Source organism: Nostoc sp. C110, from assembly GCF_043099725.1.
GTDB classification, from domain to species: Bacteria; Cyanobacteriota; Cyanobacteriia; order Cyanobacteriales; family Nostocaceae; genus Nostoc; species Nostoc muscorum_A.
Window position 1 is genome coordinate 4,378,627 of record NZ_CP171148.1, and the last position, 15,844, is coordinate 4,394,470.

15 protein-coding genes are annotated in these 15,844 nt (G+C 37.8%); 9 read left to right on the forward strand and 6 right to left on the reverse strand.

What is annotated here, in order from left to right; genetic code table 11:
- Positions 1–270 precede the first annotated feature (270 nt).
- The 4 genes from ACFFRD_RS24135 to ACFFRD_RS24150 all read right to left on the reverse strand — a co-directional run bounded on the left by ACFFRD_RS24135 (position 271) and on the right by ACFFRD_RS24150 (position 2,627).
- Positions 271–828, reverse strand: a complete 558-nt coding sequence (locus tag ACFFRD_RS24135) for a peroxiredoxin (RefSeq protein ID WP_392477948.1) — start codon at positions 826–828, stop codon at positions 271–273.
- A 57-nt stretch (positions 829–885) separates the two neighbouring features.
- On the reverse strand, positions 886–1,128 hold the full coding sequence (gene sipA, locus ACFFRD_RS24140) for a regulatory protein SipA (protein WP_114085219.1): 243 nt from the start codon (positions 1,126–1,128) through the stop codon (positions 886–888).
- 395 nt (positions 1,129–1,523) lie between these two features.
- Entirely contained in the window at positions 1,524–2,045 is a 522-nt protein-coding gene (locus ACFFRD_RS24145) for a Coq4 family protein (protein WP_392477950.1), read from the reverse strand.
- 63 nt (positions 2,046–2,108) lie between these two features.
- Positions 2,109–2,627, reverse strand: a complete 519-nt coding sequence (locus ACFFRD_RS24150) for a Spy/CpxP family protein refolding chaperone (RefSeq protein ID WP_114085210.1) — start codon at positions 2,625–2,627, stop codon at positions 2,109–2,111.
- Positions 2,628–3,003: 376 nt separating this feature from the next.
- Here ACFFRD_RS24150 and ACFFRD_RS24155 point away from each other — a divergent pair, with 376 nt between their 5' ends.
- Positions 3,004–4,269 carry a sensor histidine kinase gene (locus ACFFRD_RS24155; RefSeq protein ID WP_392477953.1) on the forward strand — a complete coding sequence of 422 codons (1,266 nt, stop codon included), beginning with the start codon at positions 3,004–3,006 and terminating at the stop codon, positions 4,267–4,269.
- Positions 4,269–4,922, forward strand: a complete 654-nt coding sequence (locus ACFFRD_RS24160; protein WP_163928821.1) for a response regulator transcription factor — start codon at positions 4,269–4,271, stop codon at positions 4,920–4,922. Before ACFFRD_RS24155 ends, ACFFRD_RS24160 begins: the two co-directional genes overlap by 1 nt.
- 75 nt (positions 4,923–4,997) lie before the next feature.
- Here ACFFRD_RS24160 and ACFFRD_RS24165 read toward each other — a convergent pair whose 3' ends face one another.
- Entirely contained in the window at positions 4,998–6,314 is a 1,317-nt protein-coding gene (locus ACFFRD_RS24165; RefSeq protein ID WP_392477954.1) for a hypothetical protein, read from the reverse strand.
- 38 nt (positions 6,315–6,352) lie between these two features.
- Positions 6,353–7,426, reverse strand: a complete 1,074-nt coding sequence (gene murG / locus ACFFRD_RS24170) for an undecaprenyldiphospho-muramoylpentapeptide beta-N-acetylglucosaminyltransferase (protein ID WP_392477956.1) — start codon at positions 7,424–7,426, stop codon at positions 6,353–6,355.
- 84 nt (positions 7,427–7,510) lie between these two features.
- Here murG and ACFFRD_RS24175 point away from each other — a divergent pair, with 84 nt between their 5' ends.
- From ACFFRD_RS24175 to ACFFRD_RS24205, 7 genes are all read left to right on the forward strand, one after another.
- Positions 7,511–8,350 carry a nuclear transport factor 2 family protein gene (locus ACFFRD_RS24175; protein ID WP_392477958.1) on the forward strand — a complete coding sequence of 280 codons (840 nt, stop codon included), beginning with the start codon at positions 7,511–7,513 and terminating at the stop codon, positions 8,348–8,350.
- A gap of 130 nt (positions 8,351–8,480) precedes the next feature.
- Complete coding sequence (locus tag ACFFRD_RS24180; protein ID WP_392477959.1) at positions 8,481–9,260, forward strand: SDR family oxidoreductase; 780 nt, start codon at positions 8,481–8,483, stop codon at positions 9,258–9,260.
- 794 nt (positions 9,261–10,054) lie between these two features.
- Complete coding sequence (locus ACFFRD_RS24185; protein ID WP_392477961.1) at positions 10,055–12,841, forward strand: PAS domain S-box protein; 2,787 nt, start codon at positions 10,055–10,057, stop codon at positions 12,839–12,841.
- Between the two features lie 5 nt (positions 12,842–12,846).
- On the forward strand, positions 12,847–13,476 hold the full coding sequence (locus ACFFRD_RS24190) for a response regulator (RefSeq protein ID WP_392477963.1): 630 nt from the start codon (positions 12,847–12,849) through the stop codon (positions 13,474–13,476).
- A 159-nt stretch (positions 13,477–13,635) separates the two neighbouring features.
- Positions 13,636–14,070, forward strand: coding sequence for a hypothetical protein (locus tag ACFFRD_RS24195; protein WP_392477964.1), 435 nt, complete (start codon positions 13,636–13,638; stop codon positions 14,068–14,070).
- A gap of 60 nt (positions 14,071–14,130) precedes the next feature.
- Entirely contained in the window at positions 14,131–14,802 is a 672-nt protein-coding gene (locus ACFFRD_RS24200) for a C39 family peptidase (protein WP_392477966.1), read from the forward strand.
- A complete protein-coding gene (locus tag ACFFRD_RS24205) occupies positions 14,750–15,832 on the forward strand; it encodes a hypothetical protein (RefSeq protein WP_392477967.1) in 1,083 nt (360 codons plus the stop codon). The genes ACFFRD_RS24200 and ACFFRD_RS24205 overlap by 53 nt, the downstream gene beginning before the upstream one ends.
- Positions 15,833–15,844: the final 12 nt, after the last annotated feature.

A 15,844-nucleotide genomic window follows, 5' to 3' on the forward strand; every position in this document is an offset into this window, starting at 1 on the left:
GGGCTGTCTCATTAAATTTGAAGGGTTATAAAAGTTCGTAGTAAGGACTTCAGTCCTTGATTTGAGCGATAAATCGCTCACTACAAACCTAGAAAAATTAATGCGATAGACCACTAGTGGTCTGTCCCATTAAATTTGAGGGATAAGAGACAATACGCTTGGGTTACAGCAGTTTTCATGTATTTGAAGCACATCTGTCGTAGAGGCAATTCATGAATTGCCCCTATAGCGTGGTCTATTTACCTTCGCCGAACTCACGTTTATTGAAATCTAAGAAGCTGTAGACTGTAACTTTTCTAATCGTGCCAGCACTTCTGAACTATGAACAGTTGGGTTGACTTTGACAAAAGTCTCGCGCAAAACACCTTGAGGATCAATGATAAAACTATGGCGCATCGATAAGAAGCCGAGCCATGAACCGTAAGCTTTACTCACTGAACCATCAGTGTCAGCTAAAAGTGGGAATTTTAGCCCTTCAGAATCACAAAATTTGGCGTGAGAATCAATATCATCAGCGCTTACGCCAATAATCTGGGTATTTTTTTCGAGGTATTGGGGTAAGTCTTGCTGAAAACGGCGAGCCTCTATAGTACAACCAGAGGTGAAGTCTTTTGGATAAAAGTAGAGGACTAGCCACTTACCGCGCAAGTCAGAGAGGGAAATTTTGCCATCACCTGTGTTAGTTGGCAAAGTAAACTCTGGTGCGGGTTGATTAATTGCAGGAAGTTTACCACCAAGGGCATCAGCAGCAGGTATAAAGTTGAGCCAGCTGATGAAAGAAATACAGCTGGCAAATAATATGTTTAAAAAAGTGCGGCGGGAAATCATGGCGCAAACCAGAATTACAACTTTACACAAGTTTACAATTCTTAGTCGCTCCAAATATCACTTAGAGTCAGATTCGCTAGGTTTATCTATGCTTTCGATGTATTGGCTATCTAAGAGAAAAGCTCCCTTAGTGAAGCGAATACCCCAATATCCACCGGGACGGCGGTCAAGGACTATACCTTCTTCGCCAATGTGAATAACATCAGGGGGGCGCAGCATGGGCATAGGTTCAGCAGTTTTGACGAAGGGTGGTAGTGCCACAACACGAACTTTACTACCAATTGCAAATTCTTGAGACATCTTAATCAAGCGAGGAGTTTTGATTAACTCATAACTCATAACTATCTTGAAAGTCTAGTAAATCGGGCATCTGTCTTAGGGGCAATTCATGAATTACCCCTACGATGTGGTTTTTCAAATCACCCATATTTAGACTTTCCTGTCAATGGTAAGTCTTAAAATTAGCCCTTTCAAGTTACTCGTAAAATCTCTTATTTTTTCTCAGCGTTCTCTGTGCCTCTGCGGTTTAAAAGTATTTTTTCTAACCACAGAGGCGCAGAGGACACAGAGTATAGAGCTTAAAGAGGAATCTATCTACCAAAATTTTTACGCACCTTGAAAGAGGTAGTCTTAAAATAGGGAAAGGGAAAGGGGATGAAGTTTTTCCCCTTTCCGCATCTTCTGCAAGAAGCTTGTTAATTTTTGACTATGGAAAATAAGGACTGAACATTAGTCAACGGTAAGTGCCATAGTAATTCTGGTTGCCAAGTATCTGGGTTAAATTGAGAATTACAACCGCGTTGGTACGCTTGCCAGAGTCTGGCCCAGCTAAATTGTTGTCGAGAATTTATGCTTTTATGAATGACTCGCAGCAATCCTAATCCCAGCATCAAATTAGTTATGCTAAATTTTGTTCCTAATAAGAATGCCTGTACTTCTGCTTCACCAATTAAGTCAGCACCATAGCCTGTAAGAACGTGAATCCCATCATGTAGTTGTTTACGACGGCTACCAGTTGTAAAGGGTTGGAAATTGTGTTCATTGAGGAAATCTGCCCAAGTTCTGCCAAAAGTGTCAGTAGGGAGGAAACGTAATTTTTCTATTTCCACAATTTGGGGAACATCTTGCCCTTGTGCTACAGCAATGCGATCGATTAAATCTAAAACATGTTGCAGGTGAAGAGCGGGATTTGGAGAAGCGACCAAGGGTTGCATCATAATTTATTTTGGATGAAATGGGCAATGTTGCCCATCTCAAAATTATTTTTTTTTAAAAGATTATTATTGAGGATTGCCTTGTTGACGACGCGAAGGAGCGTTTTGACGATATTGCTCTATTTTTTGGCGCTGTTCAGGGGTTAAGATTGCTTGAATCTGTTGTTTCTCAGATTCCCGAATTTGTCGCATTTGGGTTTTCTGTGCTTCAGTCAGATTTAAGTCAGCATAACCACCCTTTCCTCGACGTTGACCTGGTTGGCGTTGACCTTGACCTGTTTGACCCTGAGCCTTACGCGCTTGCCACTCAGCCCGACGCGCTTGTTTAGCTGCTTCTAATTTTGCCTTTTGTTCTGGGGTCAAAACTGCTTCAAATTTGGCGCGGCTATCGCGGCGAATTGCCTGAATTTGGGTTTTTTGGGTATCTGTTAGATTTAATTCCTTCCAAGGGCCCCTTTCTTTTTGTGGAGTTTGTGCCAGCAACAAGGGTGAAGGAGAGGCTGTTTGGGCGGTAACAGCAAAGGAGGTTGCGCTTAAAGTTAGGGCGATGGCTCCAGCGACTAGCGATAATGCTTTGAGTTTCATTTCTTGTGGGTTTTTCCTGGTTGGTTGTCACCATCATAAGAACTTATCTTTACTAGTTACATGAGGAGAAAGTCATGGTTATACCCATGACTTTAGTCATGATTGAATTTTGACAAATTTGATTAACAATAAATAGTTAGGAGTTGGAAATTAGGAGTTATATATTATAAATGATGAACATTTTTATGATGATTGATTTGCAAATCCTTATTTAGCTTATTGCATATTTTTACCTAGACCACCTTTACTATCAATTTTTGACTTAACGAAAAGTTAAATCTGCGAAATCCACACTTAAATATTCAAAATTTTAATTCTTCCTTTTTAACTTCTACCTCCAAAATTATAATTTATCCATAAATTGAGGTAAACCACAATGAATTATCCAATTCAAATTAAAAAACATCCTTTTCCATCTCTACTTTATCTGGAGTGGATACTACTGGCAATCACTGCATTGACAGCAGTTATACCACCTCCCTTACGGAGATTTCGTCCTAAACTTCCAGAACTAACAATCTGTAGTTTATTTCCAAATTTGTCAATTTGTAATTTATTACCTGAACTATCGATTTATAGTTTGATTCTTTTTGCATTAATGGGCTTAAGATTACCCAGAAGTAGCCAGACTTATAAGGTGATATACACAGTTATTGAAATTTTATTAATTTTAATAACTGGGCTATTTGGTGAAAGATTTGCTCGTCTTTTTCCTTTCCTTTATATAATTTTAGTTACTCGGAGTTGCCTAATCTTTAACTTGCCTGGGCGTTTATTTATTACATCTCTATCCTTTGCATTATTTCTATTTACGACACAACTAAAATACCAACTGTTCAATTTACAAGCATCATCACAAGCACAAGAAAAATTTCGATTTCTTACCTTGAATTGGTCGCTAGTATTTGGCTTGAGTTTGGTTTTTGTGTTGTTAATGATGAATGCGGTATTATCTGAACGGCACAGTCGAGAAAAGCTAGCGATCGCTAATGAAAAACTCCGTGAATATGCGATGCGGATTGAAAATCAAGCTACCTTAGAAGAACGTAACCGCATTGCTCGTGAAATTCATGATTCATTAGGACATTCTCTCACTGCTTTAAATCTGCAATTAGAAACTGCTTTAAAACTATGGCAATCTAACCCAGGTAAGGCTGAAACATTTCTAGCAACAGCAAAGGAATTAGGTTCAAAAGCACTAAAAGATGTCCGCCAATCTGTTTCTACTATGCGTTCTAATCCTTTACAAGAGCAATCTTTAGAACGTGCGATCGCTAGCCTTGCAGAAAATTTTCATCGCTCCAATGGCATTTTACCAATTTGCCAAATCAACCTCGAATATCCTCTACCACCTGAAATCAACACTGCTATTTACCGAATTACTCAAGAATCTTTGACCAATATAACTAAATATGCTTATGCGACCGAGGTTAAACTGGAACTCGCTACGATCAGAGGAAATTTGCGATTGATAATTCAGGATAACGGTAGAGGTTTTGATTTAGGGCAAAATACTACTGGTTTTGGACTTCATAGTATGCGCGATCGCACTTTAGCATTAGGAGGTGACTTTAATATTAATAGCACTCCTGGTTCCGGTTGCAAAATTACAGTTAATATTCCCTTAATGAGGTTGAGATGATGATTAAAGTATTGTTAGTAGATGACCAAGGTTTAATTCGTCAAGGATTAAGAGCGTTATTAGAATTAGAACCAGATTTAGAGATAGTCGCAGAAGCAGAAAATGGTGAACAGGCGATTAATTTGGTTGCTGAATTCCAACCAGATGTAGTATTGCTAGATATCAGAATGCCTATTATGGATGGAGTTGCAGCGACGAAAGAAATTCAAAAACGTTTTCCTACAACTAAAATTTTAGTACTGACGACTTTTGATGATGATGAATATGTATCAGCAGCATTACAAAATGGGGCAATGGGTTATTTATTAAAAGATACGCCTTCAGAAGAATTAGCTGTTGCGATTCGTGCTGTTTATAAAGGATATACTCAATTAGGTCCAGGTATAGTTAAAAAGTTGTTAACTCAGTTTTCTAATGGTACACCAATCCATTCAACACCTGTACCATCTACTTTAACTGAACTTACTCCTAGAGAAAAAGAGGTTTTGCGGTTAATTGCTACAGGTGCTAGTAACCGAGAAATTGCTCAAGAACTCTATATTTCTGAGGGGACGGTAAAAAATCATGTGACAAATATTTTAAACACGTTGAATCTGCGCGATCGCACTCAAGCAGCGATTTGGGCAAATACATATTTATCCTATTTGAATTAGCCAACTTAAATAATTCGTAATTCGTGATTGGCTTCTAATACAATCGCTACTGAATAATCTATTTTTGGAATTCCCTTACTTTTTAACTAAAAAATATGCTGTAGCATAGTCAGGCAATTGGCTGATTTTCTGACCAAATTCTTTTTTATTATTAAATATACCTGCCAAAAAATCTAGCTGATAAAGATTGGGTAAAAAGGCTCCACCTGTATCGGCAATTACTCCCATTCGCAGATGTTTTCGACCACCCTGAGTATGCTCAATTACGACCACTTTACCTAAACCAATATTCAAAACATCTCCAGCAAAAGTAACTCCGGGTTTGATAGAAATTTTTGCATCTATTTTATATCCATAGCCTTTAATAGCATCAACTTCTCTAAAATACCAATAACGCTTTTGTGCTGTTGCCTTCAATCCGCGAATATAAGACATTCCATTATTTCTGTCTACATTAAAAAATGCCTTATAACCATCTGTAAAATTAATCAGTATTGTTCCTTCCATAATTGCTTCTTCTAAACCATCTCTGGTTAGATAAGCGAGACTGGTAACTTTTCCAAATTCTTTACCACCTGGTTCATAAATACCTGACAACACATCCTGCTTGGTGTATTTTGTATAAAATTTGTCGTTATTAGCGTTGTCTTTTAAGCTATAAATTGGTGTATTAAAAGTAGAGGTTTTTTTCCGAGAACCGGGATGAGTAAAGACAGCATATTTGGTAATTCGTAATTGTTTTTGCTGTTTATTTTTTGGGTTATAGGGAGACCATTTAATAACTCGAAAATTGGTATTAATAAAGTTAGGATCTTGCAAACGAGTAGCTCGGTTATTAGCAATATCCTCCTTTAAGACAGCAATCATGAAATTCAAAGTGTTGAGAACATCTGGTATAGTTACTCCTTGAGTAGCCAGCATTCCTGTACGGAGAATATCTGGGTCTTCTGAAGAGTAATCTTGAAAATATTTTCTAGTATTAACGAGAACAGTTAATAAATCTCCTTGATTGAAGTTAACCTTACTACTTGGCAGTTTTCCTGGGGTAACAACTTGGCTGCCATTAATACTAAATTTATATTTTTTGAACTCATCGACAACTGGATAGGGTGCAGATGCAGCTAGCAAATTTTGCTGAGATAAAAAAGCATTTTGCTTATCGATAACTTCATCAGATACTTGTTGAGCAACAAAAGGATTTTGAAAATTTGCAGTGAGGGAAATTTGTGATTGAACTAGGGCAGAATTTTCTTGCTGCGTAAAGGGCTGATTTTGTTGGGCTAGCTGTTTATTTTTTGACTGAGTATATAGATGGCTACTGGCTAAACTGACAAATAATAAGGCAGCACAACCGACTGTGAAGCGAAATTTTGGGCTGGATAAGATATTCATAACTTGGAAAGTAAATTTCTAATACTAAATAATCAACGTTATGTTTCCACCACCTCACGCACTAATTGCGCCAATTTTTCGGCACTATCGGGAACTGCGATCGCATGAGCGTTTTCACCCATCTTTGCTAACTCTTGCGGTGACTGCAACAAATTCAACACATTACTTTGCAATACTTGCGCCGTCAACTCCGATTGCTTCAGTGTTAACGCCGCACCAGCTTTGGTAAATACATCTGCATTGTAAGATTGATGGTCTTCTGCGGCAAAGGGGTAAGGAATCAAAATTGCTGGTGTTCCGCACACTGCTAATTCTGTCAAGCTACCGGCACCAGAACGACTAATGGCAAGAGTTGCTCGTTGCAACAACGCCGCCATATTGTTGTAAAAAGGCAAAGCTATGTACTGTGGATGTTTGAGACTATCTGCTTCGGGATCGCGATCGCCAGTTAAATGTACTACATAAGCACCAGCATCAAACCAAGCCTTTGCAGATTCGCGCACCAACTTATTAACCGCAACTGCACCTTGGCTACCACCAAAGACGACAATTAAGGGAACACCATCAGGAATGGCTAAATCCAGAGGTGAATTAATTTCTCCGTTGAGAAATTGCGATCGCACGGGAGTACCAACACAGACATTTTTGGCACGAGGCAAATACTTAGCAGCTACTTCAAATCCCAAGGCTACCGCACTACACCAAGGGCCAAAAAAGCGAGTTACTTTACCTGGTAAGGCGTTAGATTCGTGGAAAACCACGGGTAAACCGAGAGAACGTGCCGCAATGACAGCTGGCCCGGCGATGTAACCCCCAGTGGTAAACACCCCTTGAAAATTTCCCTGTTTGAGAATTCGTCTGACTTCTATAATCGAACCAGCGAGTTTAGCCAAAATGCGAATCGAGGAGAGTCCAAACCCTTGCTGAAACCCTTCAACTGCAATAGTATTCAAGGGATACTCTTTAGGGACAAGTTGAGTTTCTAGCCGATTGGGTACTCCCAGCCATTCGATTTGATAATCTGGAAGTTTTTCTGCCAGTGCGATCGCTGGAAACAAGTGTCCACCAGTCCCACTGGCAGCTATTAATAATCGTATCGGTGCGTTTGCCATCAAACCTCTACCGTTTAGCGTCTAGCTTAACTAAGATAAAACAATTTCCTGACTTTCTCTCATCAAATCAGTAAACTCTTGCAAATGACTAAAATTATTACTGCTTTCGTGAAACACCAACTCAAATTTCCAGCCAGTATTTGGCTGGTTTCGTTCCTGCTAACCCTTGGTTTAACAAGTGGTTGGCAACGCACTCAAGCGACGACACCACAGCAATTAGCGCAAACTGGTACAGTTCAAAACGCACCAACCGATTTAAAAAACCTGTTGACACAAGTCGATGCAGCTGCCAGCAAGGGTGATGTCAAAGGGGTGTTGCAATTCTACAGCCCCTCTTTCACTCATGGGGATGGATTAAACCTCCAAACCCTAGAAAAGTCTTTGGTTTCACTTTGGAAACGATATCCTAAATTACAATACAGTACCAAACTGCTATCTTCAAAATCGGAAGGCAATGGGATTATTGCCGAAACAGAGACGAAAATAACTGGCTTACCCTCCGGTAGCGGGAATAATTTGGCTCTCGATGCCACGATTAAATCACGTCAGCGCATTGAAAGCGGTAAAATCGTCCGCCAAGACGTTTTGGCAGAACGCACCCAACTTACCTCTGGTAGCAAGCCACCCAAAATTGATATTAATTTACCACAACAGGTACAAGTTGGTCAGAAGTATAATTTTGATGCGATCGTCCAAGAGCCACTTGGCGATGATTTTCTCCTAGGAACGGCGCTAGAGGAAACCATCCAACCAGAGAAATTTCTCAACCCCACATCCGTAGATTTGCAATTATTAACATCCGGTGGACTGTTTAAAACGGGACAAGCACCATCCACCCCTGGTAGCCAATGGGTTTCTGCTGTCATCTTGCGAGGTAATGGGATGACAATGGTAACTCAGCGTCTACAAGTGGTGAAGAAATAGTTAGGAGACGCGATTAATCTCGTCTGTACAGGAGTTAGGAGTTAGGAGCGACTGATGATAAATTATGAACTATGAAACTTGTGCTAATTCATAATTCATAACTATTAACTCCTCACTTCTAACTATCCTAATGACTTCCCTACAAAATCAAATCATTTTGATTACCGGCGCAAGTAGTGGTATTGGTACTGCTTGTGCGAGAATCTTTGCTGGTGCGGGTGCAAAACTAATCCTAGCAGCACGACGGTTAGAACGTTTGCAGCAGCTAGCAGATACTCTCATTAAAGAATTTGGTACTGAAATTCATTTATTACAGCTAGATGTGCGCGATCGCAACGCTGTCGAAGAAGCCATTTCTACTCTACCGCCTGCCTGGTCTGACATCGACATTCTGATTAACAATGCTGGTCTAAGTCGTGGTTTAGACAAGTTGCACGAAGGCAGCTTTCAAGACTGGGAAGACATGATTGATACTAACGTTAAGGGTTTACTTTATGTTTCCCGTTATGTTGTCCCGGGAATGGTGAGTCGCGATCGCGGCCATGTGGTAAATTTAGGTTCCATTGCCGGACATCAAACCTATCCCGGTGGTAATGTCTACTGTGCAACCAAAGCTGCTGTGAGAGCAATTTCTGAAGGTTTAAAACAAGACTTGTTGGGAACGCGGGTACGTGTAACTTCCGTTGACCCTGGTATGGTGGAAACAGAATTTAGCGAGGTGCGGTTTCACGGAAATACTGAACGCGCTAAAACAGTCTACCAGGGAGTTACACCACTGACAGCAGATGATGTCGCTGATGTGATATTTTTCTGTGTGACGCGATCGCCCCATGTCAATATTAACGAAGTTGTGCTGATGCCTGTTGACCAAGCTAGCGCTACCTTAGTTAATCGGCGAACGGAAAATTAACCCAATTTAAGAAGATTAATTTCTAAACAATTCCACATATTTTGAAAATTTTACTACGCTCATTTCCAAACAACCGTTGGTTAGATTTGGAATGTTTTGATGTTACTAAAAATACTTTATTAAATGTATTTTTCTTTTTTCGTATGAAATTAACCTGCTAAATCCCCCTTAAAAAGTACAAAATCTTGGGTTTTTGAGACGCGATAAATCGCCGTCTCTACAAGTGTTTTGGTCTTATGTGAACTGTATTGCCTTAAAAAGGAGGACTTTGATTCTGGTCTTGCAAACTGGAGCAACTGGCGTGGGTTAGGGGGGATCAATAAGAGCCTGAAATAACAAGCAACTACTTTTCAAACATCTTTTAAGGCTAGTTGGAAAATCTACAGAAAATCTGAGGAAATACGTAAAATTACAATTTTCTCAAAAAATTATAGCTTTTGGTTGTAGATGATTGCGGAAATTGTTTTGATTGTCTTGTAGTTATATAATTTCTGGTTATTAAAAAATAAAATAAGCATCTATCCTAAGAGAGATTTTTTAGGGTCAATCTTTCTGTATGCATTTTTTAGAACTAGATTATGCAAAAATGATTTTTACTCCTACATAAAATTCATATATGTTATCCAAACAAAAGTGCTGACTATACAACTTAAAGGAAAGATTCATTATTAATCAAAATAAAAGTGCTGTAGTGAATGCAGGATGAGTTAAAAAAGCCTGAACTACTTCTGCTTCAGACACTTAAAAATTTCTTAAGTAAATTTTATAGTCTTGACAATAAAAGGAATATTTTATTGTTTAACAAAATATCATATCTTCAATACTTTCTTTCTCTTCTCGTTAAACCTTCTTTGCGAACCGTTTTGATTGTTCCCTTTATTCTGCAAATTTTAGCGGTAGTAAGTTTAACGGGTTATCTCTCATTCAAAAATGGGCAAAAAGCAGTAAATAATATTGCCACACGGCTACTAAGTGAAATTAGCCAGCGTGTTCAGCAAAATCTACATACTTTTCTTGAAACTCCCCAGCAAATTAATCAGAATAATGCTAATACTATTAAACTTGGACAATTAAACATACAAGAGCTTGCTGTCTTAGAAAAATATTTTTTTGAGCAATTAAAAGTATTTAATCAAGTAAGTCTAATTGGTTTTGCCAATAAAAATAAAGAGTTTATTTCAGCAGAGATATTTCCTGATGGCTCTTTGACAATCAGAGCATCTGGTAAATCGACTAAATATAATTTACGGACTTATACTACTAATAAACAAGGCACACGCACGGGAATAAAGGATTTTGGAAAACCTTATGATACTCAAAGACGTGATTGGTATAACAAACCGATAGCAGAAGAAAGACCAATTTGGAGTAAAATTTATCCTTATAATTCTGGTATTGCCTTGTACATAGCTGCTAGTCAGCCTGCTTACGATAAACAGGGAAATTTGCAAGGTGTATTACTCTCAAATTTAAACTTATCCAAAATTGGCACTTTTCTGCAAAATTTAAAAATTGGAAAAACAGGCATAAGTTTTATTGTTGAGCGTCAGTCTGGAAGATTAGTAGCAACTTCAACTAATGAAAAACCCTTCCGCTCAAATAATTTAGAGACACAATTAGCAGAAAATAGAATTCAGCCATTTTTGGCTATAAATAGTAATGATAAAAAAACACAATTTACTAGTAAATATTTAAAAAATAAATTTCATGAACTTAAGTCAATTAATAGCTCACAGCAATTATATTTCTCGATAGATGGTAAGCGGCAGTTTATTCAAGTTTTACCCTTCCAAGATAATCGAGGACTTGACTGGTTAATTGTGGTAGTAGTCCCAGAAGATGACTTCATGCAGGCAATTAATGTTAATACCCGCACCACTATTGTGCTGTGTATTGCTGCTTTGATAGTGGCTGTAGCTGTCGGTGTTTTAATTTTACGGTGGATTACTCAACCAGTTCTAGCTTTAAAAAAATCAGCTTTAGCGCTTGCTCAAGGTGAATGGGAAAAAAGAATAGAAATAGAGCGTTCCGATGAATTGGGGGAATTAGCCAAGTCATTTAATAGTATGGCTGATCAACTCCAAGAAAAATTTTCCCAAATGCAGGATTTAAACAAAGCTTTATTGCAAAGTGAAACCCGCCTGAAACAATTTCTTGACGCTATACCTGTGAGTGTTTCGATAGATGATAGTAGTGGGCAACTCTACTATACTAATCGAGCTTCACAACAATTAGTCAACGTAGAGTTATTACCATCTATCGAATACGAAAATATAGCAGAATATTATCAAATTTATCTAGCTGGAACTGACCAGTTATGCCCTGCTGATGAACTGCCAATTGTATATTCTTTAGCTGGTAAAACTGTCCATGTTGATAATCTTGAGTTTCGCCACCCGAATAAAACTATCCCTGTAGAAGTTTTAAGCACCCCAATTTTTGATGAATCAGGGAAAGTAATATATGCGCTCACCGTTTGTATTGATATTACCGAACGCAAAAAAGCAGAGAATATCCTAGCTGATTATAATTCGATTTTAGAACAACAGGTTACTGAACGTACTCTGGAACTACAACGAGAAATAGCTGAACGCAAGCAGGCAGAAGTAGCGCTTTTAGAAAGCGAGACGCGATTTCGGCTGTTGGCAGAGGCAACATTTGAAGCGATCGCTATTACCGAGCAAGGCATACTTTTAGACACTAATCAAACCTGTGCTGAGATGTTTGGTTATGAACTTTCTGAGTTAGTTGGTATGCGTGTCATGGATTTTACTGCTCCTGAATATCAGGAACAGGTGATGCAGAAGATTCGCTCAGGAGATGAAGGAATTTATGAAACCGTTTGTCTGCATAAGGATGGAAGCACATTTCCGGCTGAGATCAGAGCCAGATTTATGTCATATCGTGGGCGTACCATCAGGATGGCTGCAATACAGGATATTAGTAGTCGTAAGCAGGCTGAACAAGCAACCGTATTAGCAGAACGTAACCGCTTGGCACAGGAAATTCACGATACTTTAGCACAAGCCTTCACCATTGTTATTGTCCACTTAGACACCGCCTCACGAAAACTGACAACAGATATAGAAGTAGCACAGAAATTAATCAAAGCAGGGCGAGACTTAGCTCATTCTGGGCTAACTGAAGCACGCCGTTCGATAAAAGCATTGCGATCGCAATTATTGGAGGACGGTGACATTTTTAATGCTCTCAATCGCTTCGCCACACAGATGTTTTCCCCTACCAATACACATATTATCTGCCAATTAATAGGCGAGATATACCCCTTGTCTCCAGATGTTGAAAATAACCTACTCCGCATTGGACAAGAAGCATTAACCAATGCCTTCAAGTATGCCCAAGCTGGAGAAATCCAAATTGAACTGGCTTATCAAGAAAGCCAGTGCAGCTTGCGAATCAAAGATGACGGGCAAGGTTTTGACATCGCCAGTGTATCTGTTATCAACAGCTTTGGTCTTTTAATTATGAGCGAACGAGCTGAACGCATCGGGGCAAAACTAACAATTCAGAGTTCGCCAGGACAGGGAACAGAAGTTTCAGTGTTAGTCTACCGAGAGTAAATGATATGAGCCAATCCAATGTTATTCGCATCCTGCTTGCTGACGATCATCCCATCTTGGGACAAGCTTTAACAATGTTTCTTCAATGTGAGCCAGACATGACTGTAATCGGTCATGCTGGCGACGGGCGAGAAGCGTTAGAACTTTTCCACCAACATCAACCCGATGTAGCGCTGATGGATTTGCGAATGCCAAAGATGGAAGGTGCTGATGCGATCGCAGCCATCTGTGCTAAGTTTGAACACGCCCGAATCGTTGTTTTGACTGCCTTTGATGGTGATGAAGATATCTATCGGGGATTACGGGCTGGTGCAAAGGGCTATCTCCTCAAGGGGGCGAAACCGAACGAACTTTTGGATGCGATTCGTACTGTTCATAAAGGAAAAAGGTATATTCCGCCCACTATAGCAGCCAAGCTAGCCGAGCGGATGGGTAGTGAGGAATTGAGCGATCGCGAGTTGGAGGTGCTGCGCCTGATCGCCAAAGGCAAGAATAACCAGCAGATTAGCAATGTCCTCAATATCGCTGAGAGTACCGTCAGATTCCATGCTAATAATATTTTCGGCAAATTGAACGTTAGCGATCGGACTCAAGCCCTAGTCACTGCGCTAGATCGGGGGATTGTGAGGCTGTAGTCAGCATCTTATCGACCTCACGTTTTGATAGGTTTAAAACCTAACATTTAGCTAGTGACAAAGTTGAGCTTAATTCTATAATTAGTATATTCACTTAAATATTAATCTTAAATTGTTACTATTGTCAAGATAAACTCCCTTAATTACCTCAGAAAAAATATGCTTGTATATGTGAAGAAAATTACAAAATTAATAGCTAAATTGACAATGGTTCAATTTAGCCAAAGATCAGCACTAATAGGACGAATTGAAAAAGAACACACAGAAGATAGTCCAATCAATTCAACCTCCATCACCAATATTCCAGTTTTTATTAATCTTAGAGCTTTAACTTTTCCAGTTCTTGTAGGTATAGTTAAAAGTACTTGGGAAGGTATTAAGTTATTACCACTTCCATCAGATTGGTCACAATCCACTTTAGTTCCTTTTTTATTGTGTATTACTTTCGGAATTTTGATATGTATATCAAATATAAGTGAGGAAAAAAAACCTGGGATTTTTAGCTGGATTTCAGGAATTATTATGTCTATTATTAGTAGCATTGTAGTCTTTACTTCTGTTATAGGAATATCATCTGATATTACAACAAAATAATTAGTAATCAAAAAAAAGTACATCCTTTACATCAGTAGCTTGTTTAAGTAAAGTACAAAAATGAATAATTATCAATATTCAAACAAACTAATAATAAATTTATCTAAACAGGAACACCCAACTTGGTGTTGGGCAGCTTGTGCTGAGATGGTGACACGTTATTATAGTTTAGAAACCAATCAAGTCTCATTTGTTACATGGTTATATAATTTGTATGAATGGCTTAATAAGTTAGTAGGTCATAATAATGATGACTTCAACTATGTAATAAGGAAAATATTAAAAACAATATTTTTCCCTCTTATTGCAAAAAAAATTGGTCTAATTGATAGTACAACTAGAAATTTTGTAAGAAGTCAAAATAGTTCGTCAAATCTCAATATAGAAACGTTATCTTTATATTGTCAAACAGAAGATATTAGTGTTGTTTATAACAATTGGGGAATAACTTCAAAATACACACCTAACTTTATTAATTTATATACAATTAAAGAAGAAATAAATTCAAAACGTCCCGTTCAAGTTTGCTTTGAACTTAATAAAGGAGATTTAAATTATGGCCATGTTCTTCTTGTATCTGGATATATAGAGAAAAATGGTAGAACATATATTTTGCTAGTAGATCCTAAAGATGGCAAAGAACGTCTACTTAACTTCGATGATTTGTTAGGTTTGAAAAATGAATATGGTAAATGGCAGCACACATGGCTTGAATTACAAAAGCTATGTTAGCTTAATAAATGTAAAAATTGAGTACACTTATACGTTTATAATGATCATGAATAACTTAGGAATTAAACTTTCAAGCTCTTTAAAAAAATCTCTTGAAGATGATCTAAATTTATTTAGCGATTTCTTATTTGATAACAATAATCAAGAAATAAAAATAGAGGAAACATTTAGTTTTTTCTTATTAGAAGGGTTGGAATATTTAGAACAATGGAAAAAATATGAAGAAAAACTAAAAAATGTTGGAATAAATAACCTAAGAGATTTAGAAAAATTTGTTGAAAAGCACAAGTATAAAGTAAGCTTACGAAGCAGGCATTCTGAATATTCTAAGTCTTATTTGAAGTATTCTAGCAAGGAAGAAGATTCAATCAGTATTAACAATGAACCTTTAGAGGCTAATTTCCTAAATAAGATGGAGGAATTAAAACAAATAAATATAAATCAACTAGTATCAGATACGCATACATGGCATCATCAATTAAAGATTCAGGGAGATGGTATAGCTTTTGCACGTTCAATAGAAGAGTTAACAAGTGACCCAAACAGTCGAGTAGTGACTGAGGTGGGTATGTCGGAAGTTTCTATAAAAATCGAGCAAGCTATTATTTCTCTAAAAAAGAATAAAGAATTTGAAGAAAAGATAGATGGGCCAGTGAATTTGCTAGTAGCTCCACTATATCAACTATATATGTTTTGGATAAATGGTAAAGGCTATAATAAAGTATTGATTATAGATTCTCCTCCTCAATTGGAGAAAATTGGAATACACCCTGGTGAAATTTATGAATTTATGGATTTTTTACCAAAACTTAGTTTGCAGAAACCTATTAGTGGTTTAAACCATAGAAGTAATACAAATAGTCAGTTCGATGATAGTTTTAGATTAAATTTGGAAGATTTATTAAGAAATATATTATTGACTTTTAATGGATTTAGTACAAAGACAAAAATTGGGTCTGGGTTTTCCAAAATACGTTCCAAAATACGTGCCATGTTAACCAGGTTTAATGAACAGATTAGGGAAAATTAAATGAAATGGTAG

Bases quoted from the DNA above. Each gene is read 5' to 3' on its own strand.
- ACFFRD_RS24155 (WP_392477953.1), top strand. From the start codon at position 3,004: ATGAATTATCCAATTCAAATTAAAAAACATCCTTTTCCATCTCTACTT.
- sipA (WP_114085219.1), bottom strand. From the start codon at position 1,128: ATGTCTCAAGAATTTGCAATTGGTAGTAAAGTTCGTGTTGTGGCACTA.
- ACFFRD_RS24165 (WP_392477954.1), bottom strand. From the start codon at position 6,314: ATGAATATCTTATCCAGCCCAAAATTTCGCTTCACAGTCGGTTGTGCT.
- ACFFRD_RS24195 (WP_392477964.1), top strand. From the start codon at position 13,636: ATGCTTGTATATGTGAAGAAAATTACAAAATTAATAGCTAAATTGACA.
- ACFFRD_RS24145 (WP_392477950.1), bottom strand. From the start codon at position 2,045: ATGATGCAACCCTTGGTCGCTTCTCCAAATCCCGCTCTTCACCTGCAA.
- ACFFRD_RS24175 (WP_392477958.1), top strand. From the start codon at position 7,511: ATGACTAAAATTATTACTGCTTTCGTGAAACACCAACTCAAATTTCCA.
- ACFFRD_RS24205 (WP_392477967.1), top strand. From the start codon at position 14,750: ATGAATATGGTAAATGGCAGCACACATGGCTTGAATTACAAAAGCTAT.
- ACFFRD_RS24200 (WP_392477966.1), top strand. From the start codon at position 14,131: ATGAATAATTATCAATATTCAAACAAACTAATAATAAATTTATCTAAA.
- ACFFRD_RS24160 (WP_163928821.1), top strand. From the start codon at position 4,269: ATGATTAAAGTATTGTTAGTAGATGACCAAGGTTTAATTCGTCAAGGA.
- ACFFRD_RS24150 (WP_114085210.1), bottom strand. From the start codon at position 2,627: ATGAAACTCAAAGCATTATCGCTAGTCGCTGGAGCCATCGCCCTAACT.
- ACFFRD_RS24135 (WP_392477948.1), bottom strand. From the start codon at position 828: ATGATTTCCCGCCGCACTTTTTTAAACATATTATTTGCCAGCTGTATT.
- ACFFRD_RS24180 (WP_392477959.1), top strand. From the start codon at position 8,481: ATGACTTCCCTACAAAATCAAATCATTTTGATTACCGGCGCAAGTAGT.
- murG (WP_392477956.1), bottom strand. From the start codon at position 7,426: ATGGCAAACGCACCGATACGATTATTAATAGCTGCCAGTGGGACTGGT.
- ACFFRD_RS24190 (WP_392477963.1), top strand. From the start codon at position 12,847: ATGAGCCAATCCAATGTTATTCGCATCCTGCTTGCTGACGATCATCCC.